The 26,095-nt window shown below is 74.1% G+C and carries 21 protein-coding genes and 1 tRNA gene; 12 read left to right on the forward strand and 10 right to left on the reverse strand.

The features are described from left to right. Positions 1-11 precede the first annotated feature (11 nt). From PGN05_RS21385 to PGN05_RS21395, 3 genes are all read right to left on the reverse strand, one after another. Entirely contained in the window at positions 12-3,065 is a 3,054-nt protein-coding gene (locus PGN05_RS21385; RefSeq protein ID WP_419754590.1) for a type I restriction endonuclease subunit R, read from the reverse strand. Next, positions 3,065-4,021, reverse strand: coding sequence for a hypothetical protein (locus PGN05_RS21390; RefSeq protein ID WP_419754591.1), 957 nt, complete (start codon positions 4,019-4,021; stop codon positions 3,065-3,067). The genes PGN05_RS21385 and PGN05_RS21390 overlap by 1 nt, the downstream gene beginning before the upstream one ends. 269 nt (positions 4,022-4,290) lie before the next feature. Further along, complete coding sequence (locus tag PGN05_RS21395) at positions 4,291-6,312, reverse strand: type I restriction-modification system subunit M (protein ID WP_419754592.1); 2,022 nt, start codon at positions 6,310-6,312, stop codon at positions 4,291-4,293. 360 nt (positions 6,313-6,672) lie between these two features. Here PGN05_RS21395 and PGN05_RS21400 point away from each other — a divergent pair, with 360 nt between their 5' ends. Next, positions 6,673-8,031 carry a hypothetical protein gene (locus PGN05_RS21400; protein ID WP_419754593.1) on the forward strand — a complete coding sequence of 453 codons (1,359 nt, stop codon included), beginning with the start codon at positions 6,673-6,675 and terminating at the stop codon, positions 8,029-8,031. Positions 8,032-8,232: 201 nt separating this feature from the next. On the opposite strand, the gene PGN05_RS21405 is transcribed toward PGN05_RS21400, so the two are convergent. Continuing rightward, positions 8,233-8,748: a hypothetical protein gene (locus PGN05_RS21405; protein ID WP_419754594.1), complete on the reverse strand. Its 516-nt coding sequence runs from the start codon at positions 8,746-8,748 to the stop codon at positions 8,233-8,235. A 151-nt stretch (positions 8,749-8,899) separates the two neighbouring features. On the opposite strand from PGN05_RS21405, the gene PGN05_RS21410 reads away from it, so the two are divergent. Both PGN05_RS21410 and PGN05_RS21415 read left to right on the forward strand, forming a co-directional pair. After that, positions 8,900-9,952, forward strand: coding sequence for an endonuclease domain-containing protein (locus PGN05_RS21410; protein WP_419754595.1), 1,053 nt, complete (start codon positions 8,900-8,902; stop codon positions 9,950-9,952). 174 nt (positions 9,953-10,126) lie between these two features. Further along, positions 10,127-10,231 (forward strand) — tRNA-OTHER (locus PGN05_RS21415). Between the two features lie 264 nt (positions 10,232-10,495). Here the strand turns inward: PGN05_RS21415 and PGN05_RS21420 are convergent. Together PGN05_RS21420 and PGN05_RS21425 are read right to left on the reverse strand one after the other, a co-directional pair. Further along, positions 10,496-11,899 carry a CHASE3 domain-containing protein gene (locus tag PGN05_RS21420; RefSeq protein ID WP_419754596.1) on the reverse strand — a complete coding sequence of 468 codons (1,404 nt, stop codon included), beginning with the start codon at positions 11,897-11,899 and terminating at the stop codon, positions 10,496-10,498. A gap of 195 nt (positions 11,900-12,094) precedes the next feature. Next, the gene (locus PGN05_RS21425) at positions 12,095-13,402 is read right to left on the reverse strand and encodes an alpha-hydroxy-acid oxidizing protein (protein ID WP_419754597.1); all 1,308 of its coding nucleotides are present in this window, start codon (positions 13,400-13,402) and stop codon (positions 12,095-12,097) included. 189 nt (positions 13,403-13,591) lie between these two features. Here PGN05_RS21425 and PGN05_RS21430 point away from each other — a divergent pair, with 189 nt between their 5' ends. The 9 genes from PGN05_RS21430 (at position 13,592) to PGN05_RS21470 (ending at position 22,664) form a co-directional block, all read left to right on the forward strand. Next, positions 13,592-14,299, forward strand: coding sequence for a hypothetical protein (locus PGN05_RS21430; protein ID WP_419754598.1), 708 nt, complete (start codon positions 13,592-13,594; stop codon positions 14,297-14,299). A 17-nt stretch (positions 14,300-14,316) separates the two neighbouring features. Further along, the gene (locus PGN05_RS21435) at positions 14,317-14,841 is read left to right on the forward strand and encodes a MarR family winged helix-turn-helix transcriptional regulator (protein ID WP_419754619.1); all 525 of its coding nucleotides are present in this window, start codon (positions 14,317-14,319) and stop codon (positions 14,839-14,841) included. 71 nt (positions 14,842-14,912) lie between these two features. Then, positions 14,913-16,439, forward strand: a complete 1,527-nt coding sequence (locus tag PGN05_RS21440) for an HAD-IIIA family hydrolase (RefSeq protein ID WP_419754599.1) — start codon at positions 14,913-14,915, stop codon at positions 16,437-16,439. Continuing rightward, positions 16,436-17,437 carry a glycosyltransferase family 9 protein gene (locus PGN05_RS21445; protein WP_419754600.1) on the forward strand — a complete coding sequence of 334 codons (1,002 nt, stop codon included), beginning with the start codon at positions 16,436-16,438 and terminating at the stop codon, positions 17,435-17,437. The genes PGN05_RS21440 and PGN05_RS21445 overlap by 4 nt, the downstream gene beginning before the upstream one ends. Beyond that, positions 17,434-18,414, forward strand: a complete 981-nt coding sequence (locus tag PGN05_RS21450; protein ID WP_419754601.1) for a glycosyltransferase — start codon at positions 17,434-17,436, stop codon at positions 18,412-18,414. Before PGN05_RS21445 ends, PGN05_RS21450 begins: the two co-directional genes overlap by 4 nt. Beyond that, the gene (locus tag PGN05_RS21455; protein ID WP_419754602.1) at positions 18,411-19,646 is read left to right on the forward strand and encodes a glycosyltransferase; all 1,236 of its coding nucleotides are present in this window, start codon (positions 18,411-18,413) and stop codon (positions 19,644-19,646) included. Before PGN05_RS21450 ends, PGN05_RS21455 begins: the two co-directional genes overlap by 4 nt. Beyond that, on the forward strand, positions 19,643-20,299 hold the full coding sequence (locus PGN05_RS21460; protein ID WP_419754603.1) for a D-sedoheptulose-7-phosphate isomerase: 657 nt from the start codon (positions 19,643-19,645) through the stop codon (positions 20,297-20,299). Before PGN05_RS21455 ends, PGN05_RS21460 begins: the two co-directional genes overlap by 4 nt. Continuing rightward, positions 20,296-21,672, forward strand: coding sequence for a D-glycero-beta-D-manno-heptose 1-phosphate adenylyltransferase (gene rfaE2 / locus PGN05_RS21465; protein WP_419754604.1), 1,377 nt, complete (start codon positions 20,296-20,298; stop codon positions 21,670-21,672). The genes PGN05_RS21460 and rfaE2 overlap by 4 nt, the downstream gene beginning before the upstream one ends. Positions 21,673-21,731: 59 nt before the next feature. Then, on the forward strand, positions 21,732-22,664 hold the full coding sequence (locus PGN05_RS21470; protein WP_419754605.1) for a glycosyltransferase family 9 protein: 933 nt from the start codon (positions 21,732-21,734) through the stop codon (positions 22,662-22,664). 4 nt (positions 22,665-22,668) lie between these two features. Here the strand turns inward: PGN05_RS21470 and PGN05_RS21475 are convergent, their stop codons facing one another. The 4 genes from PGN05_RS21475 to PGN05_RS21490 form a co-directional block, all read right to left on the reverse strand. Beyond that, positions 22,669-24,315 carry a VWA domain-containing protein gene (locus tag PGN05_RS21475; RefSeq protein ID WP_419754606.1) on the reverse strand — a complete coding sequence of 549 codons (1,647 nt, stop codon included), beginning with the start codon at positions 24,313-24,315 and terminating at the stop codon, positions 22,669-22,671. Positions 24,316-24,433: 118 nt separating this feature from the next. Next, positions 24,434-24,667, reverse strand: a complete 234-nt coding sequence (locus PGN05_RS21480) for a DUF2630 family protein (RefSeq protein WP_419754607.1) — start codon at positions 24,665-24,667, stop codon at positions 24,434-24,436. A 39-nt stretch (positions 24,668-24,706) separates the two neighbouring features. Beyond that, on the reverse strand, positions 24,707-25,624 hold the full coding sequence (locus tag PGN05_RS21485) for a prephenate dehydrogenase/arogenate dehydrogenase family protein (protein ID WP_419754608.1): 918 nt from the start codon (positions 25,622-25,624) through the stop codon (positions 24,707-24,709). After that, a complete protein-coding gene (locus tag PGN05_RS21490; RefSeq protein WP_419754609.1) occupies positions 25,621-26,067 on the reverse strand; it encodes a PaaI family thioesterase in 447 nt (148 codons plus the stop codon). Before PGN05_RS21490 ends, PGN05_RS21485 begins: the two co-directional genes overlap by 4 nt. Positions 26,068-26,095: the final 28 nt, after the last annotated feature.

Raw genomic sequence — 26,095 nt, forward strand, 5'->3', positions numbered from 1 at the left:
GCTCCGATCCGTCATGCCGCGTTGTCCGCGTGCTTGCGACGGGCGGCTTTCCAGGTCTCGGTGCTGATGATCTTCTGCACGGCGTCGGCGAAGCCCTCGTTCTCGAGGAGTGCCTTGAGGAGCTTGTTGGAGCTCTCCTGGTTGGCGAACAATGCCCCGGCGATGTCGTCCTTCTTGATGGTCATCGAGAACTGCTCCTCGGTGTTGTCGGCGGCGCGCTGCTGGACGTCCTCGTCGTCGGACAGCGTGCTGGGGACGCCGACGTAGATGAGCAGGCTCTCGGCCTGGCTGAGGTCTATGCCGTGGGTGGCGTTGAAGGTGTTGATCAGCTCCGAGAGCCGGATCATCAGCGCTTCCTCGAGACTGCTGCCGCGGCCGGCTCCGGTGTAGGTCTCGATCTCGCCGTCGTCCTCGCCAGGGGTGTTGCTGCCGCTGGTCACCGTGCCGGCGGAGTGGCCGACGAAGGCCAGCTCGGTGGCGCCGAGGTCGATGGCGCCGGACTCGGTGGTCGGGGACTTGAGCTTGGCCAGCAGCAGCTTGCCGTAGAGGTAGAGGCTCTCGAGCTCGTCGTCGGTGAAGCGCATGACCTGGCCGAGGAAGGCGTAGGCCCGGACGAAGGCCTTGAGCGCGTCGCGCAGGTCGTCCAGCTCGTGGTCGGGCAGGTTGTCGGCTCGGATGACGGCGGGGTCGACGTTGGCCGTCACGGTGGCGTGCGCGGCGTTGTGGCCGAGGAGGAAGGCGGTGACGGCCTTCTGCTGCTCCTCCGGGTCGATGACGTGGTGGCTGTCGATCCGGGTCTGCAGGTTGTAGAGCAGGTTGGGGTCGGTCTCCTCGGTCCAGCTGGCCTCGTAGAAGGGGGCGAACTGCTCGCGCATCTCCTCGGCGGTGTTGCGGAAGTCGAGGACGAAGGTGTCCTCCTTGCCGGGGTGGATGCGGTTGAGCCGGGAGAGGGTCTGCACCGCCTTGACACCCTCGAGCTTCTTGTCCACGTACATGGTGTGCAGCAGCGGCTCGTCGAAGCCGGTCTGGTACTTCTCCGCGACGATGAGCAGCTGACCCTCGTCGTGGAAGCGCTCCTTGGTCTGGGTCTCGGGGAAGCCGTTGAGCCCGGATTCGGTGACCGGGTCACCGAGGACGTCGGGGTCAGTGAGGCTGCCGGAGAAGGCGACCATCGCCCGGATGCCGGTGAGCTGCTTCTTTTCCACGTAGCGCTGGACGGCAGCCAGGTAGCGGACGGCGTGCAGGCGGCTGCCGGTCACCACCATCGCCTTCGCCTTGCCGCCGATCTTGCCCGCGGTGACGGTGCGGAAGTGCTCGATGATGATCTCGGCGCGCTGGTCGAGGTTGGACGGGTGCAGGTCGACGAATCGGGCCAGCGCGACGGCGGCCTTGCCCTTCTCCACCTCGGGGTCGTCGCTGGTCAGCCCGTTGGCCAGCCGGTAGTAGCGCTTGTAAGTCACGTAGTTCTCGAGGACGTCGAGGATGAAGCCCTCCTCGATGGCCTGGCGCATCGAGTAGAGGTGGAACGGCTCGTAGACCGTCGTCCCGCCCCCCTCGCGGGGGGTGCCGAACAGCTGCAGGGTCTTGCCCTTGGGCGTGGCCGTGAAGGCGAAGAACGACAGCTTCGGGCTGCGACCGCGGGACTCTGCGGACTCGGTGACGACGGCGGCCAGCACGTCCTGGTCGTCGGGCGCGGCGGCCTCCGCGCTCGCCGCATCGGCCTCGGCGGCGGCGAGCGGGTCCCCGGCGCCGAGCACCTTCTTGACGGCCTGCGCGGCGTCCCCGGACTGGGACGAGTGGGCCTCGTCGACGATGATCGCGATCCGCTTGCCCTCGATGGTGGCGTCCTTGATCACCGGGAACTTCTGCAGCGTGGTGATGATGATCTTCGTCCGGGCGTCGGCGAGGGCGTTGCGCAGCTGCTGCGAGTCCTGGTCGATGCGCTGCAGCAGGCCCTGCACGTGCTCGAAACCGGAGATGGTGGCCTGCAGCTGGGCGTCGAGCACCCGCCGGTCGGTGATGACGACGACCTTGTCGAACACCAGCTCGTCGGTGCCCAGCCCGGCGTCCGCGGCGAGCTGGGCGGGGTCGCTCGGGGAGTGCAAGTCGGCCAGCCGGTGGGCCAGCCAGGCGATCGAGTTCGACTTCCCCGAGCCGGCGGAGTGCTGCAGCAAGTAGCTGTTCCCCGCCCCGTGGACGGCCGCGTGCGCGGTGAGCCGCTCGACGACGTCCCATTGGTGATAGCGCGGGAAGAGGACCTTGCGGCCGCCGTGCTTGGGCACCTCCTCCTGCACGTAGCGGTGCAGCAGGTCCAGCCAGGTGTCGCGGGCCCAGACCTGCTCCCACAGGTAGGCGGTGCGGTGGCCGTGCCGGTTGGGCGGGTTGCCCTCTCCGCCCTTCCTGCCGGCGCCGGCCGAGCCCTGGTTGAACGGCAGGAAGACCGTGTCGGGACCGGCGAGCCTGGTGGTCATGAAGACCAGGTCCGGGTCGACGGCGAAGTGCGCCAGGCAGCGGCGGGCGAAGATCCGGTCGGCCGGGTTGCGCTGCTTGGGGTCGCGGTACTGCGCCTTGGCGTGGCGGACCGTCTGCCCGGTGAACTGGTTCTTCAGCTCCGCAGTGGCCACCGGGATGCCGTTGACCGCCAGCATCAGGTCGAGTGACTGGTGCGGGCTGCTCTCGCTATGGTGCAGCTGCCGGTACACCAGTAGCCGGTTAGCCGCGTAGTTCACCACCAGTTCCGGCGTGAGCCCGTGGGTGGGGCGGAAGAAGGCGACCTGAATGCGCTCGCCGCGTTCCTTGACGCCCTTCCGGAGGACGTGGACGACCCCGTGGGCGTCGATCTCCTCGGCGATCCGCTTGGTCAGCTTCGCTTCGACGGCCGATCCATGCTGTTGCTGGAGCTTCGCCCACGCCTTCGGCTGGGTCTCCTTGACGAAGCCGAGGAGCTGGACAGGGTCGAGGCCAAGGTCCGTCTCGTAGTCGGTCGGGGATCCGTGCCGCCAGCCGTTGGCAAGGAGGTGCGCCTCGATCGCGGCCTCGAAGTCCGACTCGGTGTGCCCAGCCATCACGCCACCGCCCGAGCCGTGGTGACGTCAAGCTGCCCCGTCAATGCGGCAGTGATGACCGACTGTTGGCGCTCTTGCAGCAGCACGAGCCCGTGAGTCAAAGCTTGTGTCGCTCCGTCGCTCGCCGCGCGCTGCCGCTCCATCTCGGCCACGAAGGCACCTTGATCAGGTCTCGCCGGTACGGGTATGCGGACGTCGCGCGCGATAGCCGTATTGATGCGGGCTCGCGTCGCTCCTCGAGAAATGACCAGTGTCTCGGCAGCGACAGGTGGGCTGCTCATGGCCCAGGCTGCATAAGCGTGGCTCACCACATCGGTATCGAGACGCACTCGAAAGCAGTCCGCTTTCACGATCGCTGGTCCAAGGTCGTCGGGCGCCACGCACGCGCGGCCCAACGGTTGCTTTTCGTCACCTAGGCCGGCGACCAGTAGGTCGCCCGGTAAGACGGCGTGATCCCGCAACTCCGCAAAGTACTCAAGTGAGATTCGCGCGTCATTGTCTGGGCGGAACCGAGCGGGGCCCAGATTCCCGAGCCGAACCACTCGGGCCCCAGTCTCTGAGTAGTGCTCGCTTGTCAGGGAACTTCCGAAGGGCCCGTCAGTGATACTGCGCAGGAAGCGCCGAAGTGGCATCCAGTCCCTCGGATCCGCCAGGTCAAGGAGACGCTCGGACCAGAAGGCCGCAAATCTGTCCTCGACGAGGCTCATTTGGCGCTCGCGCGCCGAGATCGCAGACTCCATGAGACCAACCTGCGAATCAAGAAAGCCGCTGATGCGCCTCTGATCCTCCAAGGTTGGGAGTGCGACCGGCATGGCCCGGAAAGCTTCCCACGAAAGGTCGTAACCGTTCGGAGGAAGATTCCGAGAGATCCTTCCGATCTCCGCCTTGTACAGCCCTGATCGCAGCAGGTGGTGCAGATACCTCGGGTCGATCTCTTCGGTGTCAACGGTGAGCACCCAGTAGGCTGGTGAGATAATCCCACGTAGCGCAGAGACTCCGTACGCGCCAAATCGAGCCCACAGCTTGTTGACCACAAGATCGCCAGGTTCAACGACCCGGTATCCCGATAGGTCCTCGCTCGGGGCGCGCCCCTCGGACAAGTCTCGCTCGGAGACACCCACCGCGCTGATCACAGTGAGGAGCGGCAGGTCTGGCCGACCGAATGCTTCTCGGCTTCGAAGCAGTCGGCCTAGGGGCGTTGATCTGCTGAAGTGTGGGAGGACGGTCATCGCGTCAAGCCGCCCAGGAAATGCTGGATCTGCGCGTCCACAGCTTCCAGCTCGGCATCGATTTCGGCGAGCGGTCGAGGCGAAACGTACTTGTAGAAATAGCGCGTGAACGGGATTTCGTAGCCGATCTTGGTCTTGGTGTGGTCGACCCAGGCGTCCGGAACGTGGGGCAGCACTTCGCGCTCGACGTAGGCGTCGACGTCCTGCACCAGCGGCACGTTCTCGTTGTCGCGGAGGTCGGGGTCGGGCAGCGGCTGCCCCTTCTTGTCCGTCACCACCGGCGCATCTGGGTCGGCTACCGCCGCCGCCGCGAGGACCGCCTTCTTCAGCGCGGGCGCGAGCCCGACCTGTCCACGGGCGGTGCAGGCATTGAGCAGTCGCTTCGTGAACGCCGCATCCGTCTCCTCGGAGACGCCGAACAGATCGGCCAGCGCGCCGAGCACGGCGTCGTGGGTCTTGCGCGCGGCGTCGTCTCCCACGGAGAGCGCGACCACCGGCTTGGCCGCCCGGACTGCCTCGACCGTTCCCTCGCTCACGGTCCAGCGACGGCGGAGCGGCCGCTCGACGGTGATACGGCGGAAGCCGAAGGTGTCGTTGTCGAAGACCTTCACCCGCTCGTCGTCCGTGCCGTGCATCACCTCGGCGTAGAGGCGGGTGACCTCGGCGATGTGGTCGTCGTCCAGGTACTTGCGCTTGTCGCCGAGGGACTTGCGCATCTTCGACCACTCGCCGCGGGCGTCGACCAGCGCGACGCGGCCTGCCCGCTCGAGGCCCTTGCGGTTGGTGACGATCCAGACGTAGGTGCTGATCCCGGTGTTGTAGAAGAGCTGGTCAGGCATGGCGACGATGCCCTCGAGCCAGTCGTTCTCGATGATCCAGCGGCGGATGTTGGACTCGCCGGACTCCGCTGCACCCGCAAACAGCGGGCTGCCGGAGAAGACGATGGCGATGCGGCTGCCGCCGTCCTCGGCGGGCTTCATCCGGGCGATCATCTGCTGGAGGAACAGCAAGGAGCCGTCGGAGACGCGAGGGAGCCCGGCGCTGAACCGGCCGCCCGGCTGCGCCGCCTCCGCCTTGATCGCGGCGGCGGACTTGTTCCAGTCCACGCCAAACGGCGGGTTGGCGAGCAGGTAGTCGAAGCGCTTGTCGGCGTGCCCGTCGGCGGTGAGCGTGTTGCCCAGCACGATCCGCTCCGGGTCCTGCCCCTGGATGAGCAGGTCCGACCGGGCGATCGCCCACGTCTCCGGGTTGAGCTCCTGGCCGAACATCTCCAGCCGGGCCTTCGGGTTGAGCCGGGTCAGGTACTGGTCGGCGATGTTCAGCATGCCGCCGGTGCCGCACGCGGGGTCGTAGATCGACCGCACCGGTGCGGTGCCGGTGAGGACGTCGGAGTCCTCGCCGAAGAGCAGGTTGACGATCAGCCGGATGACCTCGCGCGGGGTGAAGTGCTCACCGGCGGTCTCGTTCGAGAGCTCGGAGAAGCGGCGCAGCAGCTCCTCGAACACGTAGCCCATCGCATGGTTGGGCACGGCCTCCGGGCGCAAGTCCAGCTCCGCAAACTTGCCCAGCACCAGGTAGAGCAGGCCCGCCTCGTCGAGTCGGCTGATCTGCTCGTCGAACCGGTACTTCTCCAGCACCTGGAACGCATCGGGGGAGAAGGCGCCGATGTAGGCGCGCAGCTGCTGCGCCAAGTTGTTCGGGGAGTCCAGCAGCTTGGTGAACGTCAGCGGGCTGGTGTTGTAGAACGGCACGCCCGCCGCCTGCTTGAGCAACAGGTCCGGGGTGTCGGTGATGCCCTTGAGCTGCTCGGCGCGGGCCAGCACAGCCGGCTTGGTCTCCTTCAGAACGGCATCCAGCCGGCGCAGCACCAGCAGCGGCAGGATCACCCCGCGGTACTCCGCCGGCTTGTAGTCCCCGCGCAACAGGTCGGCGACCTGCCAGACGAACTGGACCTTGCCCTCGAAGCCCTGCATGTTGTTCCCCTGATCGCTGCCGGTGTTCGCCGACCATTCCGGCACGACGCTGTCCGGGGACCGTCATACCTGACGCACCCTCGCCGGTGGTGTAGCGACCCGAAGCTGACGCCGCGTCCTTGGTTCGCGCGTCGGCACGATGTCGGTGAAGAACACCTTCCTTGAGGTGGCCCGGGGTCCCACCCGGCGCGCCCACGTTGCGCCCACGACGGGTGAACGCGCAGTTCATCGGCGCGTCCGCTGATACGCAATCAGTAGCGGGAGGCTCGCGCGCCGGCTACACGGCGGCCGTCCACTCCCTTCGCGACTCCACTGTCCACGCCCGCTACCAGGGGCCGCCTACGCTGCCGGGGTCGAGTCGGGCCGGTCGACAGCGCGCAGTGCGAGGACGGAGAGGGAGGTTCGGTGGGTGCGTCGGAGATTGACCTCGCGCGCGTCCCCCGAGGCGAACTCGCAGCGCGTGCGCTCGTTGACGCCGTTGCCGCGGTGGACGACCGGGTCGAGCGGCACTTCCTGGAGGTCAAGAGCGCAATCGACCTCAAGAGCAAGGACGGCATCGCGAAGGTCGCGAAGTTCATCCTCGGTGCGGCCAACCGGATGCCCGACGACGCTGCCCGGTACTTCGAAGGGCACGCGGTGATGGTGCTCGGGGTGGCGGCCGGCTCAGTCTCGGGGATCGAGCCCGTCGAGGCGCTCGACATCGAGCGGGGTGTCCGTCCCTTCCTCTCCGTCAACGGTCCCCGATGGGACCTCCAGCGCGTTCCGATCGACAGTGAGCGCGAGGTCTTGCTCATCCTCGTCGACCCGCCAGAGTGGGGGCAGCCCCCGTTCCCCTGCCACAAGGATGGCCAGGGGCTGTACAGCGGTCAGATCATCGTCCGCGCCGACGGCGAGACCCGGCCGGCCACTGGCGAAGAAGTTGTCCGGCTGCTCGGGCGCAGTCGCTCGGTGAAGCCCAACGTCGACCTCGACGTCGTGGTGGAAGGTGTGGCGATCGCCTACATCTGCGACGAGCGGGTCCTCGAGGATCACATCCGCCATGAGACCGAGCGCCTGCACAGGGCGATGATGACGCCCGAGCCGGCCACCCCGTATGCACGCAACATGAGCCTCCTGGGCGCGATGGGCCAGCGGCGTGAGAACCGCACGTCTGAGGAGTACGAGAAGCAGATCACCGACTGGGCGGACGCCTGTCGGGCGAGTTGGGCGTCGGCCCTCGATAGCATCGCTGCGATGGCGACGTCGCCGGTCTCGGTCTCGTTGACGAACCGAGGGGAGTCCTTCCTCGAGGACGTCGAGCTCCAGGTTCACCTCGCAGGGCCCGTCCGCGGGGTCGAGTCCGTTGATCGTGAGGACTTCGACTCTTCGAAACTGCTGCCCGCTCCTCCGCGTGAGTGGGGGCCATGGACGGCGCCTTTCCCTGCGGTCGCTCTGAGGGACTTTCCCTACACGCCTTCCCTGCCCTCGGTCCCCGGGCCACTGACCTTCACGAACGGTGGGTCGGTGACGCTCCATGTCGACGTGGGAGACCTTCGCCCTCTCGGCGACTTCGAGACGGAGGGCGACGGGATGGTGCTGCGGGTGGACGCCGTGGACATCACCGAGGTCGCGGGGAGGTGGAAGGTCACTGCGCGTGGGCATCACGCCGTCTACGAGGGCGACCTGTCGGTACCGGTCAAGGCACACGACATCACCGAGGCGATGGAGGGCCTGCTTCGGCGTGTTCGCGGTGAAGACGGCCCGGACGAGGGCGATCCCGAGTAGCAGACCCCGAGGACGCCCGACAACTGCGCTCGCGGCCTCCGTCAGCTTCGCCGCACCGCTCTCGCTCGCCGCGGGACGGACGGTGGGTCTGCAGCGCGGCAGCGCATGTAACCCATGAGGCTCGTGGCAGTCGGCCCGGACCCGGACATGGAGAAGGGCGCCCAGCCGGTGTGGCTGGACGCCCTTCGATGGGGGAGCGAGTCAGGCTGCGGTGCGGATGGTCAGAGCCCCGCCGGCCGGCATGTGGACCTCCGCACGGCCGTCGGCGCGGACGATGAGCGTGTAGGCACCCAGGCGGACGAGGCCATCCTCGGACGGCTCGGTCTCGCTGAGGAGCTCCTGCGCACCAGGGAGGTCGCGGAGCTCGAGGGTCGACTGCGGGTTCCGCTGCCGGGCCTTCGGCGAGGGAGTCCCGACCAGGTAGTCGAGACGCTCGTCGGCCTCGGTGGTGAACGCGCTGCGGCTCACCATGCGCGTCTTGCCCTCGGGGACGGAGGCCTCGTGGGTCACGCCGACCACGGCCCAGGCGCCGACGACGACGTCGTCGTGGACGGCGACGAGGATGCGGACGCGGTCGGCCTTGTCCTGGTCCATGGCCCACGCCTCCCGGGCAGCCTCCTCCCAGGTGATGTGGCCCGCGGTGACGGCCGGCTCCGACTGGCGAGGCCACACGACGAGGACGAGGTCCTCCGGCTGATACTTTGGGTTATTCGCCATATGGAGCAAGGTATCATGATACTTCGAGGTATCGACGTCCAAGGAGCATGTATCTGCTGCATGTTGTCGGCGGGGCCCAGTACGGTCCGCGCCCGTGAGGGAGACCTGCCGCAACCCTGAGTGTGGTCGGCGCCCGGAGGGCAAGCGGACCGTGTTCTGCAGCAAGAAGTGCTCGGACGTGTTCCACAGCGCGAACGGCCATTCCCGCAAGCGCGGGCGCATGGGGAAGCCGCTGGAGGTTCCGCCCGAGGTGTGGCTCTGCGGCTGGTGCAACGACCCGCTGCCGCCCGCTCCCTCATCGGTCACCCGGCGGCGCAAGTACTGTCGGGACAAGGACTGTCGACAGCAGGCGTTCCTCGCCGGCAAGCCCGCCGACTATCGGTCTCAGGTCGCGCGGCGATTCCGTCGGGGGGTCACCGAGGACGAGTACCGGGCGTTGATCGCCGTTCAGGACGGGCTGTGCGCGATCTGCGGAGTCAATCCAGCGGAGCGCCTCGACCACGACCATCGGTGCTGTCCGGGCGACAAGAACTGCGTGGACTGCATCCGGGGCGTGCTGTGCAACGGATGCAACTGGTCGCTCGGATGGTTCCGCGACGACATCGTGCTCCTCGCGGGCGCGGTCAAGTACCTCCGCAAGCCGCATCTCCCCGGCCCCGCCCCCCACCGCGTCCGGCGCACGCGGCACCGCTCGGTCGGCGGGCGCGAGGCGGCGGAGATCCGGGAGTGGGGTGTCGCCGTGGGCCTGCTGACCGAAGGACAGCTGGGCCGCATCCCGAACGAGGTGCGAGAGGCGTATGCCAACCGGGGTCAGACACAGGCCCAGCCGTCGCCGAACCGACGGGGGAGGGCCTTGGTCGTCCACACTCCGGTCGACGTCTCACCCCAGGGGCTGATGAAGTACCGCCGGGAGCTGATCGAGCAGCAGGGTGGCGAGTGCGCGATCGACGGGTGTGAGGAGCCGGCGTTCGCGCTCGACCACGACCATCGGTGCTGCTCGGTGAAGCGCGCGAGAGACGGTTGTGGCCGGTGCATCCGGGGGGTGCTGTGCCGTCACTGCAACTCGGGGCTCGGCTTCTTCATGGACGACGCCGAGGTGATCGAGTCGGCGGTCCGCTACCTGGAGGACCGTGGCACGGTGCGCGGCCTGGGCGTACTCCTCCAGCCCAATCGCCTGGCGCTCTTCCCGCTCCCGGCGGGGTAGATCCGTCGTACTGCCAGGCCGGCCGCTCGCCGAGCGGGCACTCGGCCCTCGTCAGCGTGCTCGGCATCGTCATGCAATCGCCGGACTGATGTCGTGTGTGCGGGCGCAATGTGGGCGCGAACCGTCGAGTAGCAGCCGATATCGGCAGGGACGACCCAGCACGGGCCCAGCCCTGCGACCTGCGAAAACGGTAGGTTCCGTCATCGCCCGAGCTAGTCCGACACGTCCTCGACCTGACTACGGATCAGAAGGTTAGGGGTTCGAATCCCTTCGGGTGCACGTCTGGTTGAGACAGCAGTGCGGCCTCGTCCCCTTCGTGGGGGCGGGGCCGCAGTGTTCTCCGGGGGTCGAGGTCCGCGCGGCCGCCCCCGTCCTCACCAGAAGACCTGCCCCTCCCCGTCACGTGTTGAGCAGAAGCCGTTCCGGACACGCGAGGTCCGGGTCGATCCCGACAGGCGACGGCGACGGCCGCGTCCTGGCCTGCTGGGCACCTTGTCCGCCGTGGTCGCGCTCACGGGCTGACCGGCCGTGGCCCCGGTCGGCTCAGGGCGCGCCGGCCGGGATCCGCCACCGGACCGTCGTGCCGGAGCCGTCCGGTCCGGGCCCGATGTCGACGGTGCCTCCGAGCCGCTCGGCGCGGGCCCGCAGGTTCGCCAGCCCGTTGCCCGCCGGGGCGTCCGGCCGTACGCCGACGCCGTTGTCGGTCACCGTGAGGCTGAGGCTGCCGTCGCGGGTCGCCAGGCTGATGGCGGCCGCCGTGGCGGACGCGTGCCGGGCGGTGTTGCTCAGGGCCTCGCGCAGGGCGGCGAGCACCTCCGCGCCGGCGGTGTCGGAGGCTAGGGTGTCCACCGCGCCCGAGAACTCCAGCGAGGGCGTGAAGCCGAGGACGCGGGCACTCTCGTCGGCGACGTCGATGACCCGTGCGCGGAGCGTGTCGCCGGACTCCGACCGGCTCAGGTTGAAGATCACCGTGCGGAGCTCCCCGATGATCCGGTCGGTCTGCTGGACCAGCGGCCGCACCGCGCCGGCCACCTCGGGGTGCCGCCGGGCGAGGGCGGTCAGGCGCAGGCCCACCCCGAAGACCCGCTGGATCGTCAGGTCGTGCAGGTCGGCGGCCATGCGGTCGTGCTCCTGCCGCAGGGCCAGCTCGTGCTCGACGGCTGCCCGGTCCCGGGAGTGGGCGACGACGGCGGCCCGCATCCGGTCGACCGCCTCGGCGATCGACGCCAGCTCGCGCGGCCCGCCGGCGGCGATCGTGCGGTCGTGGTCCCCGGCGGCCACGGCCCGGACGTCGTCGAGCAGCCGGTCCAGGGGCCGGGTCAGCAGCCGGCGGCCTAGCGGGACGACCGCCACCGCGACGGCCAGGGCCAGGACGGCGGCGAGGACGGCGACAGCGTTCGCCGCGGTCTGCGCCCTGCCGATGGCCCGGAGCTGGTCGGCGGTCAGCACGGCGGTGTGCGCCTGCAGGGCGGCCAGTTGGGCGCGCAGCGCGTCGAACCGGACCTTGCCCTCCCGGGTGACGGCGTCCAGCTCGGCGGGGGTCAGGGGTCCCTGCCGGCGGGCGGCGATGCCGGGCTCGGCCGTCTCGTCGTGCCAGGAGCTCCCGGCGGAGCGGACCGCCGCCACGAGGCCGGATCCGGCCGCGTCGTCGTCCAGCAGGTCCGCGAGCCGCCGCTGCAGCTCCAGCGTGGCGGTCCGGCCCCGCTCGTAGGGCTCGAGGAACTCCGGGTCGCCGGTGAGGAGGTAGCCGCGCTGGCCGGACTCCTGGTCGACGTAGGCGGTGGCGAGGTCGGTCGCGGTCTGGCGGGCCGGCAGCACCTGCTGGTCGAGGTCGCGCTGGGCGGCCGCGACGGCCGCGCGTCCCGCCCCGGTGACCGCCGCACCCGCCACCGCGAGCACCACGAGGGAGGCGACCAGCAGGCCGACCGCGGCGCGCAGCGTGCGCATGCCAGGGATTGTGGAGGTCGACGCGCCGTCCGCCACTCCGGACGGCGGGAGTGAGGGGCGGGGGGCCGGTCCTGACGGTCTGGCCGCGTTGGTCGGTCCACCCAGCAGTGGGTGGCCACTCGTAGCCGGCTACCCCCGCCCACGGCCACTGTGACCCAGGCCACATGCAGATGCAACCCCGCCCCGGCGTGTCGTTCAGCCCACGCGGCGGAGCACCTCCGGGCCGAGCTGGCCGACCGCCGTGTGCCCGGTCAGGCCGAGCGAGAGGTCGAACTCGGCGAGCACGTCGGAGACGACCTGCCGCACGCCGGCCTCCCCGGCCAGCCCCAGGCCCCAGACGAAGGGCCGGCCGAGCAGCACCGCCCGGGCACCGAGCGCGACCGCCGTCAGGACCTCGGCGCCGCTGCGCACGCCGCTGTCGAGCAGCACCGGCGCGCGGTCGCCGACCGCGGCGACCACCTCGGGCAGCGCGTCCAGCGCCGCGATCGAGCGGTCCACCTGCCGGCCGCCGTGGCTGCTGACCACCACGCCGTCCACCCCCTCGTCCAGCGCGCGCCGGGCGTCGTCGGGGTGGAGGACGCCCTTGAGGACGATCGGCAACCGGGTGCGCGACCGCAGCCACGCGAGGTCGGACCAGGTGATCGAGGGCCGCGAGTAGATGGCGAGGAACGTCTCGACGGCGGCGCGCGGCAGCGGGGAGCGGAGGTTCCCCACCAGCGGGCCCGGCCAGGCGCGCGCCATGCCGACCAGCGCCCGGACCGCCGACAGCGTGGGCCGGGGTTGCCGGTCGCGCTCGGCCGAGGCGCCCGGGCGGACCGGTGCCGGCGCCGTCGCCCGCTGCTCGACCAGCCGGCGGAACACCGGGTCGGAGGTGTACTGCGCGATGCCCTTGCCCAACGCGAACGGCAGGTGGCCCTGGTCCAGGTCGCGGGGCCGCCAGCCGAGCATGGTCGTGTCGAGGGTGACCACCAGGGCGTCGCAGCCGCAGGCCTCCGCGCGCGCGACCAGGCTCTCCACCAGCTCGTCGGAGGTCGACCAGTACAGCTGGAACCAGCGCGGGCCCCCGTCCATGGCGGCCGCGCACGCCTCCATCGGCACCGACGCCTGGTTGGAGAAGACCATCGGCACGCCCAGCGCGGCCGCCGCCCGCGCCACCGCGAGGTCCGCCTCGGGGTGCACCAGTTCCAGCGCGCCGACCGGGCCGAGCAGCAGCGGCGCCGGCAGCCGGCGCCCGAACAGCTCCACCGAGGTGTCCCGGACGCTCACGTCTCGCAGCACCCGGGGGACGACGGCCCACCGGTCGAACGCCGCCCGGTTGGCCCGCTGGGTCGCCTCGCCCCCGGCGCCCCCGGCCACGTAGGCGTAGGCCCGTGGGGTCAGCGCGGCCCGCGCGCGGCGCTGCAGGGCGCGGGCCGCCGTCGGCACCCGGGGCCGCCGGCCGTACACCCCGGCCCGGTACACCTCGTCCTGCCGGCGGCGTCCGGTTCCTGCAGCAGAGTCCACCCGGGCCACCGTAGTGAGCCCGGCGTCACAGCCCGCCGGGGACCGGAGTCGACAAATCTCCCGACACGCCGCGGCGACACGCGAACAGCTCCCGTGACCGAGGGTCAACGGGTCGTTCCGGACGGCATCATGAGGGGCATCCCGGCGCCGCCTCCACGGCCGCGCCGGCGAGCAGGATCCAGGGGGAACGTGCACGTGCCGGTCGTCACCAGGCTCGTCCCGGGCGCCGCGGCCGTCGCGGGCCTGTGGGCGGTGCTCCTCGCTGCCGGCATCGCCGGTGCCGCCCCCGCAGCCGCCGTCGACGACCCCGCCCGTCCCGACGCGCGGGTCACGCACGGCCCCAGCTGCCGTCCCGGCGGCGTCGTGGTCGAGGTCACCGGCGGCGCGGTCGGCTACACGGTCACGCTCGCCACCACCCGCCGGCCGGCGGGGGAGGACGAGGCCGAGGTGGCGCCCGGCGCGGTCGTCGTCCTCAGCACCGACGACGTCGACTGGGGCGAGCACATCGACCCGGACCTCCTCTACACCTCGCTCGACGGCGCGGACAGCTACGTCGACGGGCTCGAGGGCTGGTCCTTCACCCGCCCGGCCGCCGAGGACTGCGCGGCCATCGCGCCACCCGCGGCGGACGCCGGGGTCCCGGGGACCCCGCCGGCGCTCGCGACCCCGGTGCCCGCGGGCGGGCTCGAGGCGGCGCCCCTCCCGGGGGCGACGGCTCCGGACGCGCCGGTGGTCCCCGCGGCCGACGCCGCGGCGCTGCCCGTGCCGGACGGCGGGACCTCGTGGCCGCTGGTGGTCACCGGGTCGGCGCTGCTCGTCGCGGCCGTCGGGCTGCTGCGGGCGGCCGGCCGCCGGCGGACCCAGCCGTCCGGGTCGCCGCCTCCCGGGAGCGCGTGAGGGCGCGGTCGGCGACGATGGACGGCGTGCACCTCCCCGAGGACGCCCTCGCGCCCGACGTCCCGGCCCCCGGCGTCCCCCGGGATCCCGCTGCCCTCCCCGGGGTGGCGCCCAGTCCGGCCGAGACGTGGGTGCGCATCGTCCAGGTGCACGACCGCATCACCCGGCGCGTCGACTCGGCGCTGCACCGCAAGCACGACATCTCGCTGACCGGCTTCGAGGCACTGCGGCGCATCGCGCAGTCCCCCGGCGAGCACGCCACCATGGGCGAGGTCGCCGACGCGCTCGGCCTGTCCCGCGCCGGGGTGACCAGCACGGTCAGCCGCCTGGTCGCCGAGGGCCTGGTCACGCGCGAGCGGGCGGCGGGGGACAAGCGGCTGCTGCACGCCCGGCTCACCCCCGCCGGCCGCGCCAAGGTCGAGGCGGCCGCGCCGACCCACGACGACCTGGTCGCGCACCTGCTCGCCCTCCTGGGGGACGACGCCGCGGTCGTCACCGACGCCCTCGCCCGCGTGTCCGCGGCGGCGCGGAGCCGCCGCTGAACGCGGAGCCGCTGCTTCAGGGGCCGGGCGGTACGCCGTTCGGGGATACTTCAAGCCCGTAGTGTTTCCGCGTGGGGAGGACCGGGCAGCACGCGACGGTGCAGGTGGGCATCGAGCAGTGCGCCGTGGTCGTGCCGACGGTCGGCCGGCCCTCCCTCGGCGTGCTCCTCGACGCCCTCGCCGAGGCCCGCGGCCCCCGCCCGGCCGAGCTGGTCCTGGTCGACGACCGGCCCTCCGGGGCGCCCCTGGAGCCCGAGCGGCCCGGGCTGCCCCCGGTGCGGGTGGTGCGTACCGGCGGAGGCGGCCCCGCCCGCGCCCGCAACCTGGGCTGGCGCACGGCGCGCGCCGAGTGGATCGCCTTCCTCGACGACGACGTCGTCCCCGACCCCGACTGGTACGACCGCCTCGCCGAGGACCTGGCCGGGCTGCCCGCCGACGTCGCCGGCAGCCAGGGCCGGGTCCGCGTGCCGCTGCCGGCCGACCGCCGCCCCACCGACTGGGAGCGGGGGACCGCGGGCCTCGCGACCAGCTCCTGGATCACCGCCGACCTGGCCTACCGCCGCTCCGCGCTGGCCGCGGTCGGCGGCTTCGACGAGCGCTTCCCCCGCGCCTTCCGCGAGGACTCCGACCTCGCGCTGCGGGTGATGGACACCGGCGCGCGGCTCGTCCGCGGACAGCGCTGGATCACGCACCCGGTCCGCCCGGTCGACCGGTGGGTCAGCGTGCGGGTGCAGGCCGGCAACGCCGACGACGTCCTCATGCGGCGGCTGCACGGGCGCGACTGGCGGGAGCGCGCCGACGCCCCGCTGGGCCGCCGTCCGCAGCACACCGCGGTCACGGCTGCCGCGGTCGCCGCCGCGGGGCTCGCCGCCGCCGGCCGGCCCCGGGCGGCGCTCGCGGCCGCCGCGGCCTGGGTCGCCGGCACCGCCGAGTTCGCCTGGGCCCGCATCGCGCCCGGCCCCCGCGACCGGGCCGAGGTCGCCACGATGGCGCTCACGTCGGCCCTCATCCCCCCGCTGGCCACCTGGCACTGGCTGCGGGGCGCCGTCCGGCACCGGCGCGTGCGGCCGTGGCGCGGGCTGCCCGACCTGGTGCTCTTCGACCGCGACGGCACCCTCGTCCGCGACTACCCGTACAACGGCGACCCCGCCTTCGTGGAGCCGGTGCCGGGGGCGCGGGAGGCGGTCGACGCGCTGCGGTCCCGGGGCGTGCGGGTCGGCGTGGTGAGCAACCAGTCCGGGGTGGCGCGCGGGCTGATCACCCGCGCGCAGGTCGACGCCTGCATGGCCCGCCTCGACGAGCTGCTCGGCCCGTTCGACACCGTCCAGGTCTGCCCGCACGGGCCCGAGGACGCCTGTGCCTGCCGCAAGCCGGCGCCCGGGATGGTCAAGGCCGCCTGCGCCGAGCTCGACGTCGACCCGGCCCGGTGCGTGGTCATCGGGGACATCGGCGCCGACGTCGAGGCCGCGGCCGCCGCCGGCGCGACCGGGATCCTCGTCCCGACGCCGGTCACGCGGAAGGCGGAGGTCGCCGCGGCGCCGCGCCGGGCGGACACGCTGACCGCCGCGGTCGACGACGTCCTGGCGGGAGCCTGGTGACCGGCACCGTGCTCGTCGCCCGGCTGGACTCGGCCGGCGACGTGCTGGTGCAGGGGCCGATGGTGCGCGCCGTGGCGGCCGGCGCCGACCGGGTGGTGTTCCTCGCCGGCCCCGCCGGAGCCGAGGCCGCGGCGCTGCTGCCCGGCGTCGACCGGGTGGAGACGTGGTCCTGCCCGTGGATCCTGGGCGACCCGCCGCCGGTCGACGCCGCCGACCTCGCCGCGCTCACCGAGCGGGTGCGGGCCCTGGCGCCCGACGCGGCCGTCGTCTCCACGTCCTTCCACCAGTCGCCGCTGCCGCTGGCACTGCTCCTCCGCGCGGCCGGGGTGCCCCGGATCTCGGCGATCAGCGTCGACTACCCCGGCGCCCTGCTCGACGTCCGCCACCGCGTGGACGACGACCTGCCCGAGCCCGAGCGGGCCCTCTCCCTGGCCCGAGCCGCGGGCTTCGACCTGCCGGCCGGCGACGACGGCCGGCTCGCGGTGCGCCGGCCCCTCCCCGCGGTCGCGCACGAGCCCGGTTACGTCGTGCTGCACCCCGGGGCGTCGGTGCCCGCCCGCGCGTGGCCGGCGCACCGCTGCGCCGAGGCCGTCGAGGCGCTGGCCGACGCCGGCCACCGGGTGCTGGTCACCGGCGGCCCCGGCGAGCGGGAACTCACCGCGGCCGTCGCCGGCCGCCGTGGCGTCGACCTCGGCGGCGGCACCTCGCTGGCCGAGATGGCCGCGCTGCTGGATGGCGCCGCGGCCGTCGTCGTCGGCAACACCGGGCCCGCGCACCTCGCGGCCGCCGTCGGGACGCCGGTCGTCTCGCTGTTCTCCCCGGTCGTGCCGGCCGCGCGCTGGGCGCCCTACGGCGTGCCCACGGTGCTGCTCGGCGACCAGTCCGCACCCTGCCGTGACACCCGCGCCCGCGAGTGCCCGGTCCCGGGGCACCCGTGCCTCACGTCCGTGTCCGCGGCCGACGTCGTCGCGGCTGTCGAGAAGGTGGGAGCCGCGTGAGGGTCCTGGTGTGGCACGTGCACGGGTCGTGGGCGACGGCGTTCGTCCAGGGCCGGCACGAGTACCTGCTGCCGGTCACCGCCGATCGCGGCCCGGACGGGCTCGGCCGGGCCCGCACCTGGGACTGGCCGGCGTCGGCCCGCGAGGTGACCCCGGAGGCGCTGCGCGACGCGGACGTCGACGTCGTGGTCCTGCAGCGCACCCGCGACCTCGAGCTGGTCCGGGAGTGGCTGGGCCGCGAGCCCGGCCGCGACCTGCCCGCGGTCTTCCTCGAGCACAACGCCCCGGGGCTCGAGCCCGACGACGGCCCGGTCCCGCACACCCGGCACCCGCTGGCCGGCCGCGACGACATCCCGATCGCCCACGTCACCCACTTCAACCGGCTCTTCTACGACAACGGCCGGGCGCCGACGACCGTCATCGAGCACGGCATCGTCGACCCCGGCGAGCGCTGGACCGGCGAGTTGGCCCGCGCCGCCGTCGTCACCAACGAGCCGGTCCGCCGCGGCCGCACCGTCGGCGCCGACCTGCTGCCCGGGCTGGCCGCGGTCGCGCCGGTCGACGTCTTCGGCATGGGGCTGACCGGCCTGCACGAGCGGTACGGCCTGGACCCGGACCGGGTCGCGCTGCACGACGACCCGCCGCAGGCCGCGATGCACACCGAGCTGGCCCGCCGCCGGGTGTACGTGCACCCGGTCCGCTGGACCTCCCTGGGGCTGTCGCTGCTCGAGGCGATGCACCTGGGGATGCCGGTGGTCGGGCTGGCCACCACCGAGGTGGTGGAGGCGGTGCCGCGCGAGGCCGGCGTGCTCTCGACCGACCCGGAGCGTCTCTGGAGTGCCGTCCGCACGTACCTGCACGACGAGGATGCCGCCCGGCTGGCCGGCAAGGCGGCCCGCGCCGCCGCGCTGGAGCGCTACGGGCTCGACCGGTTCCTGCGCGACTGGGACGCACTGCTCGAGGAGGTGACGCGATGAGGACCGATCAGCCGGGCGCGTGGCCGCTCACGATCCACCTGGTCAGCGAGCACGCCAGCCCCCTGGCCGCGATCGGCGGCGTGGACGCCGGCGGGCAGAACGTGCACGTCGCGGCCCTGGCCGCGGGGCTCGCGCAGCGCGGGCACGACGTCACGGTGCACACCCGCCGCGAGGACCCGGACCAGCCCGACCGCGTGCCCACGGTCGACGGCTACGACGTGGTGCACGTGACCGCGGGGCCGGAGCGCGTCCTGCCCAAGGACGACCTGCTGCAGCACATGCCCGAGTTCGCCGCCGTGCTGCGCCGCGGCTGGGCCGCGGACCCGCCCGACCTCGTGCACGCGCACTTCTGGATGAGCGGCCTGGCCTCGGTCGCGGCGGCGGGGGACGTCCCGGTCGTCCAGACCTTCCACGCCCTCGGCTCGGTCAAGCGCCGCCACCAGGGCGCCGCCGATCCCTCGCCGCCGCAGCGGATCGACCTCGAGCGGTCGCTGTGCCGCACGGTCACCCACGTCGTCGCCACCTGCTCCGACGAGGTGTTCGAGCTGCGCCGCCTCGGGCTCGACAGCGACCGCGCCTCGATCGTGCCGTGCGGCGTCGACACCTCGGTGTTCACGCCGAGGGGCCCCGTCGCGCCGCGCACCCCGGGCCGGCAGCGGCTGCTGGTGCTCGGCCGGCTGGTCGAGCGCAAGGGGCAGGACGACGCCGTCCGCGCGCTGGCCGCCGTCCCGGACGCCGAGCTCGTCGTCGTGGGCGGCCCGCCGGCCGACCGGCTGGACGGCGACCCCGAGGTGCAGCGGCTGCGCGCGGTGGCCGCGGCCGCCGGCGTCGCCGACCGGCTGGTGTTCACCGGCTCGGTGGCGCGGGCCGACGTCCCGGCCTGGCTGCGCTCGGCCGACGTCGTCCTGGCCGTGCCCTGGTACGAGCCCTTCGGCATCACCCCGCTCGAGGCGATGGCCTGCGGCCGGCCGGTGGTCGCCACCGCCGTCGGCGGGCTGCAGGACTCCGTCGCCGACGGCGTCACCGGTGACCTGGTCCCGCCGCGGGACCCCGACCGGCTCGGCGCGGTGCTGGCCGCGCTGCTGGCCGACGACGCCCGGCGGACCGCCTACGGCGCGGCCGGGGTGCGCCGGGCCCGCAACCGCTACCGGTGGGCCCGCGTGGTCGCCGACACCGAGAACGTCTACCGGCAGGTCCTGGCCAGCCGTCGCCCCGTGGAGGTCGCCCGATGAGTTCCGCCGCCCGCGAGGTCGTCTCGCCCGACACCTGCACCCACCTGACCGGCGCCGACCACGTCGCGTCCCTGACGGCGGCGCTGCGCTCGCTGGACGGGCAGCTCGACACGCTCGACCGGTGGGGCCGGCAGGTCGCCGACGTCCTGTGCGGGTCGGAGCGGGGCCGGCTGCTGGCCGCGGGCAACGGCGGCAGCGCTGCTCAGGCCCAGCACCTGACCGCCGAGCTGGTCGGCCGGTACCGCGCCGACCGACCGCCGTTCTCCGCGATCTGCCTCACCGCGGAGACCTCCTCGCTCACCGCGATCGCCAACGACTACCCGGCCGAGGAGCTGTTCGCCCGCCAGGTGGAGGCGCACGGCCGGTCCGGCGACGTCCTGGTCCTGCTGTCGACCTCCGGCCGCAGCCCCAACGCCGTCGCCGCCGCCCGCCGGGCCCGGGAGTGCGGCATCACCGTGCTGGCGATGACCGGCCCGGCGCCCAACCCCCTCGCCGCGGCCGCCGACGACGCGGTCTGCATCGACAGCCCGTGGACGGCGACGGTGCAGGAGTGCCACCTGGTCGCGCTGCACCTGGTCTGTGCCGCCTTCGACGCCGCCGTGCTCGCCGAGCCCGCCCGCGTGCCGGACAGCCGGATCGGGGTGGTCTCGTGACCGGGTCGCTCGTCGTCGTCGGCGACGCGCTGCTCGACGTCGACCTGGTCGGGACCGCCTCCCGGCTCACCCCCGACGCGCCGGTCCCCGTCGTCGAGGACGTCGACACCCGCGAGCGCCCCGGTGGCGCGGCGCTGGCCGCGGTGGTCGCCGCGCAGGCCACCGGCCGCGAGGTCGTGCTCGTGACGCCGATGTGCGACGACGAGGGCGCCGACCGGCTGCGCGCCCTGCTGGCCGGCCGGGTGCGGCTGGTCGAGATCCCGGCCACCGGTGGCACCGCGGTCAAGCAGCGGGTGCGGGTGGGCGACCACTCCGTCGTCCGGCTCGACAGCGGCGCCCCCGTGGCGGCGCTCGGCCCGCTGCCCGCCGAGGCGGCAGCGGCGATCCGCGACGCCGCGGCGGTGCTGGTGGCCGACTACGGCCGGGGAACGACGGCGGCCGCCGACGTCCGGGCCGCCCTGGCACAGGCCCGGGGACCGGTCGTCTGGGACCCGCACCCGCGCGGCGCCGACCCGCTGCCCTCGGTCCGGCTGGTGACCCCGAACGGCGCGGAGGCGGCGCGGGTCGCGGCCGCCGCCGGGGTCGCGGCGGGGGGCGACGGACTGGCGGCCGTGGGTGCCCGGGCCGAGGCGCTCATCCGGCACTGGGGCGTCGGGGCCGTGGCCGTGACCCTGGGCGCCCGCGGTGCGCTGCTCTCCTACGGGGAGGGCGCGCCGATGGTCGTGCCCGCGCTGCCGGTCACCGGCGGGGACCCGTGCGGCGCGGGGGACTCCTTCGCCGCGGCGGCCGCGCTGGCCCTGGCCGACGGCGCGGTGACCGGCGAGGCGGTGGCCGCCGCGGTGGCGTTCGCGGGGACCTTCGTGGCCCGCGGCGGGGCCTCGGCGTGGGACGCCGAGCCCGCCGCCCCGGACGTCGACGCCGCGCCGGGGGCCGACGGCGTCCTCGCCCGGGTCCGCGCGGCCGGCGGCACCGTCGTCGCCACCGGCGGCTGCTTCGACCTGCTGCACTCCGGCCACGTCGCGACGCTGCGCGCGGCCCGCGGCCTGGGCGACTGCCTGGTCGTGTGCATCAACTCCGACGACTCCGTGCGCCGGCTGAAGGGCCCGACCCGGCCGCTGGTGACCGCGGCCGACCGGGCGCGGGTGCTGGAGGCGCTGGAGTTCGTCGACGCCGTGGTGGTGTTCGAGGAGGACACCCCGGCGGAGGTGCTCGACCGGCTGCGGCCCGACGTGTGGGTCAAGGGCGGCGACTACGCAGGGGCCGACCTGCCCGAGGCCGCGGTGCTGCGCCGGTGGGGCGGCCAGGCCGTCGTCCTGCCCTACCTGGACGGCCACTCCACCACCGCCCTGGTCGAGCGCTCTCGCGTGTGGTGAAGGACTCCGCTTCCGTCGGTTTCCGCGGGAACCGACGGGGGGGCGACCAGCCCGTCGCGGTGGTGCTGCGGCCGCTGGGGCTCGGGGACCTGCTGACCGGGGTCCCGGCGATCCGGGCGGTGCGGACGGCGGTGCCCGGACACCGGCTGGTGCTCGCGACGACGACCGCGCTGGAGCCCCTCGCCGGTCTGGTCGACGCCGTCGACGACGTGCTACCAGCCCGTGAGCTCGAGCCGCTGGACTGGGCCGGCCCGCCGCCCGAGCTCGCCGTCGACCTGCACGGGAAGGGCCCGGCGTCGCACGTCGTCGTCGCCGACCTGCAGCCCGACCGGCTGCTCACCTTCGCCAGCCCCGGCTATCCCGGGCCGACCTGGTACCCCGACGAGCACGAGGTGCACCGCTGGTGCCGGCTGGTCGCCGAGGGGCTGGGCGCCGCCGCCGACCCCGACGCGCTGGACCTGGCGGTGCCCGGCGTCCCCTCTCCGGCGCCGGACGGCGTCGCGCTGGTGCACCCCGGGGCGGCGTTCCCCGGCCGGCGCTGGCCACCGGAGAGGTTCGCCGCGGTCGCCCGGCACCTGGCCGCGGCCGGGCTGGACGTGCGGATCACCGGCGGCCCGGTCGAGGTGCCGCTCGCCCAACGGGTGGCCGACGCCGCCGGGCTGGGGGAGGGGGCGGTGCTCGCGGGGCGGACCTCTCCGCTGGAGCTGGCCGCGCTCGTCGCCGGGGCCCGCGTCGTCCTCAGCGGCGACACCGGGATGGCGCACCTGGCGACCGCCTACCGCCGGCCGTCGGTGGTGCTGTTCGGGCCGGTGTCCCCGGCGCTGTGGGGTCCGCCGCCGCGGACCGCACGGAACGGCGGGCCGTTGCACGTCGTCCTGTGGCACGGCGACGGCGCAGGGGACCCGTGGGGGACCGACCTCGACCCCGCCCTGGCCCGGGTCACCGTCGAGGAGGTCACCGCGGCCCTCGACGGCCTGCTCGCCCGTACCTGACCGCCTACTCCCGCTGGCGGAGCGCGTCGAACAGGACGGTCTGCAGGTCGGTCGGGTCGACGGCGGAGTAGGCCGCACCCTCGGTCGCGGCGGCGATCTGCTCGAGCGCGTCCAGGTCGGCGTCCGGGCCCAGCGCGACACCGATGACCTTCACCGGCCGGTCGGCGTCGGCCTCGTCGCGCAGCGTCTGCAGCAGCGCGTCCAGCTCGATCCCGTCGTCCTCGTCGGTGCCGTCGGTGACCATCAGCACGCTGTTCACCGCGGTGGGGTCGTAGTTGGCGCGGGCGGCCCGGACGGCGGCCAGCGTGGTGTCGTTCAGGCCGGTGCCGCCCGGGGTGAGCCGGTCGGGGATGGTGTCGAGCTGGTCGTCGAGCAGGTCGCGCTGGACGCTCCCGTCGGCCGAGGCGTCCAGCTGCCGGGTGGGCACGAGCTCGGTCCAGTCCTGGTCACCCTCCAGCTCATGGGCGAACACCCAGAGCCCGAGGGCGAAGTTCCCCGGCACCAGCGACAGCGCGCTCTTGGCCGCGTCGCGGGCCAGGGTGGCGCGGGTGCCGCCGCCGGCCGGCGCCTCCATCGACGTGGAGACGTCGAAGACCGTGAGGATGCGCGAGGGGGCGGCCAGCTCCGACAGCTGGGCGAGCAGCGCCTGGACCTGCGCCGGGTCCAGGAGCAGCGCCTCGGGCGCCTCCGCCAGCGTCCCGGTGGCCTCCCCGGCGTCGGGGGGCGCCGCGCCGTCCGGGTCGCGGAACCCCGCCTCCTGGGCGGCGGTGCGCGCGGCGTCGGAGGTGAGCGCCTCGATCGCCGCGGTGACGGCGGCGGCGTCGGCCCCGGTGGCCGAGCCCACCCGCACGACCGGGTAGTCCAGCGACGGGGAGCCCTCGCGGGGGTAGACGGCGACCAGCGCGGACTCGCCCTCGCCCTGGGCCGCGGCGTACACCTCCTGCTCGCTGACCGGGACCAGCGGCGCGTCCTCGGCGCCCTCGCGGCCGGCGGTCAGGGCGTCGGCGGAGGAGACCGCCGGCTCGCGCTCGGCGGCCAGCACCGCCTGGACGACGGCGTTGTCCGCGTCCTCGTCCGCGCCCAGCGCCGTCCGGACCGCGGTCAGCGCCGCCAGCGCCTCGGCGCTGGTCGCGAGGTCGGGCACCGCGAGCGCCTGGCGGCCGGCGAGGGCCTCGGCCCAGCCCGGCGCCGTCTCCGCCCAGCCCAGCGCGTCGACCGCGGATCGGCTGGTGGCCAGGACCACCGGCGAGGTGGCCACCGACCCGGCCACCTCGAGGGGGACCTCGCCGGCGCGGGCCGGCCACAGGGAGGAGTCGGGCACCCACAGGTGCGGGAGGTCCGCGCCCTCCAGCGCGCTGAGGTCGCCGACGGTCTGCACCGGCTCCTGCGCCGACACCTCGACGCCGGCGCAGTCCTCGGTGCCCAGCCCCGGGGCACCGGACAGCACCCGCTCCGCGACCGGCGCCAGCTCGGGGGCGACGGCCACGCGGACGACGTCGGTGCGCTCACAGTCCCCGGCGCCGGAGCCGACCGCCCACCAGGTGACGCCGCCGGCGACCAGCACGACCGCGGCAACCGCCAGCGCGATGAGGACCTGCGGCGCGAGCTGCGGGGACCCGCGGCGGCTCCGGGTGTCGGCGTGGCGGCCCATGCTGCAGTCCCCCGTCGGTCGGTCAGGGTGGTCCGGCGACCCCCGTGACCGCCCCCTCACAGATTAGATGCGTCCGCTGACCTCCCGTAGCGCAGCGGGGTCCGCCCCGGCCGGCGGGCTACTGGAGGTAGCCCTCGACCTGCTGCTCGGGCCGGGCGGAGGCCTCGTCGGGGTCCTCGCCGTACTGGCGCTTGGCGCGGCGCTGCCGGAGCAGGTCCCAGCACTGGTCCAGCTGGGCCTCCACCTCGGACATCCGGGCACGCTGGTCGTCGGTGTGCTCCCCCGACTCCCGCAGCTGGTGCTCCTCGTCGACCAGGGCGTGGATGCGGCTGAGCAGATCCTTCTCGTCCATGTCGTCCTCCCTGCCCGCCGCGCGGCGGGCACAACCGTGTCAGCCGGGGTCGGGCACCCAGCCCTCGACGAACGCCGCCAGCCGCCGGGTCACCGCACCCCCGGCCCGGCCCAGGGCCAGCAGCGCGCTGCGGTCCAGCGGCACCCGCACCGGACGGCGGCCGGGTGGGGCCGCCCGCACCGCGTGCCCGGCGCCGACCAGCTCCGGCCACGGCCGGGCCAGCTGCGCCTGCACCCGGGCCAGCGCGGCGGCGGTCGGCCCGGCGTTGCCCTCGACCATCGCGGTGACGAAGGCCGGGTCGCTGGCGATCACCCGGGTGCCGTCGCGGAAGCTGCCGGCGGCCAGCGCGAGGGCCAGCGGGCCGGCCTCCCCGGCGGCGGCGGCCAGGGCCGCGGCCAGCAGGTGGGGGACGTGGCTGATCGCGGCGACGGCGTCGTCGTGCTCCGCGGCGGTCACCGGCACCACCTCCGCGCCGGCGTCCAGCGCCACCTCGGCCGCCCGCAGCCAGCGCGGCAGCTCGGTGTCGGGCTCCAGGCACAGCGCCCACCGGGCGCCGGTGAACAGGCCGGGATCGGTGGCCGCGTGGCCGGACCGCTCGGTCCCGCACATCGGGTGGCCCCCGACGTACCGGCCGCCGAGCGCCGGCCGCAGCTGCGCCAGCACCGGGGCCTTCACCGAGCCGAGGTCGGTGACGGTCGCGTCGGGGGCGAGGAGGAGGCCGTCGAGGGCGGTGGCCATCGCCGGCAGCGGCACGGCGAGCACCACCACGCCCGCCAGCTCCCGGGCGATCCGCACCCCCCGCGCTCCGGCGGCCTCCCGCGCGGCGGGGTCGACGTCCCAGCCGGTGACGGGGCGGCCGGCCGCGACCAGGGCCGCGGCCAGCGACCCGCCCAGCTGGCCGAGCCCGACGACGGCCACCGGCGGGGCGGGCATCGTCGGGACCGGGAACGCGGTCATGCCGGCGACTCCCAGGGGCGCTCGGTGCGGAACACGCGGGCCAGCGCGGTGGCGACCAGCCGGCCGTCCTGCGCGCGGGCGTCGATCCGGTACACCGCGGTGCGGCTGCTGCGGTGCACCTCGGTCCCCTCGGCGACCAGCCGGTCACCGAGCCGCCCGGGGGCGAGGAACTCGGTGTGCACGTCCTGCGCGACCGCCACCGTGCCGTGGCTGTTGCTCACCGCCGCGTGGACGACGTCGAGCAGCGCCATCGTGGCCCCGCCGTGCGCGGTGCCGACGGCGTTCAGCTGCTGCGGCCCCACCGTCATCGCGGCCCGCGCGTACCCGGGGCGCACCTGCTCCAGCTCGATGCCCAGGAGCCCGGCGAGCGGGTCGTCCGCCAGCCGGGTGAACAGCGCGGGGTCGACGTCGGCGCCGTCGTCGTGCGAGGCGGGATCGGCCATGATCAGAGGCTATGACCCCCGCGCTCCT

The sequence above is a fragment of the Geodermatophilus sp. CPCC 206100 genome (assembly GCF_048569675.1).
Classification (GTDB): Bacteria; Actinomycetota; Actinomycetes; order Mycobacteriales; family Geodermatophilaceae; genus Geodermatophilus.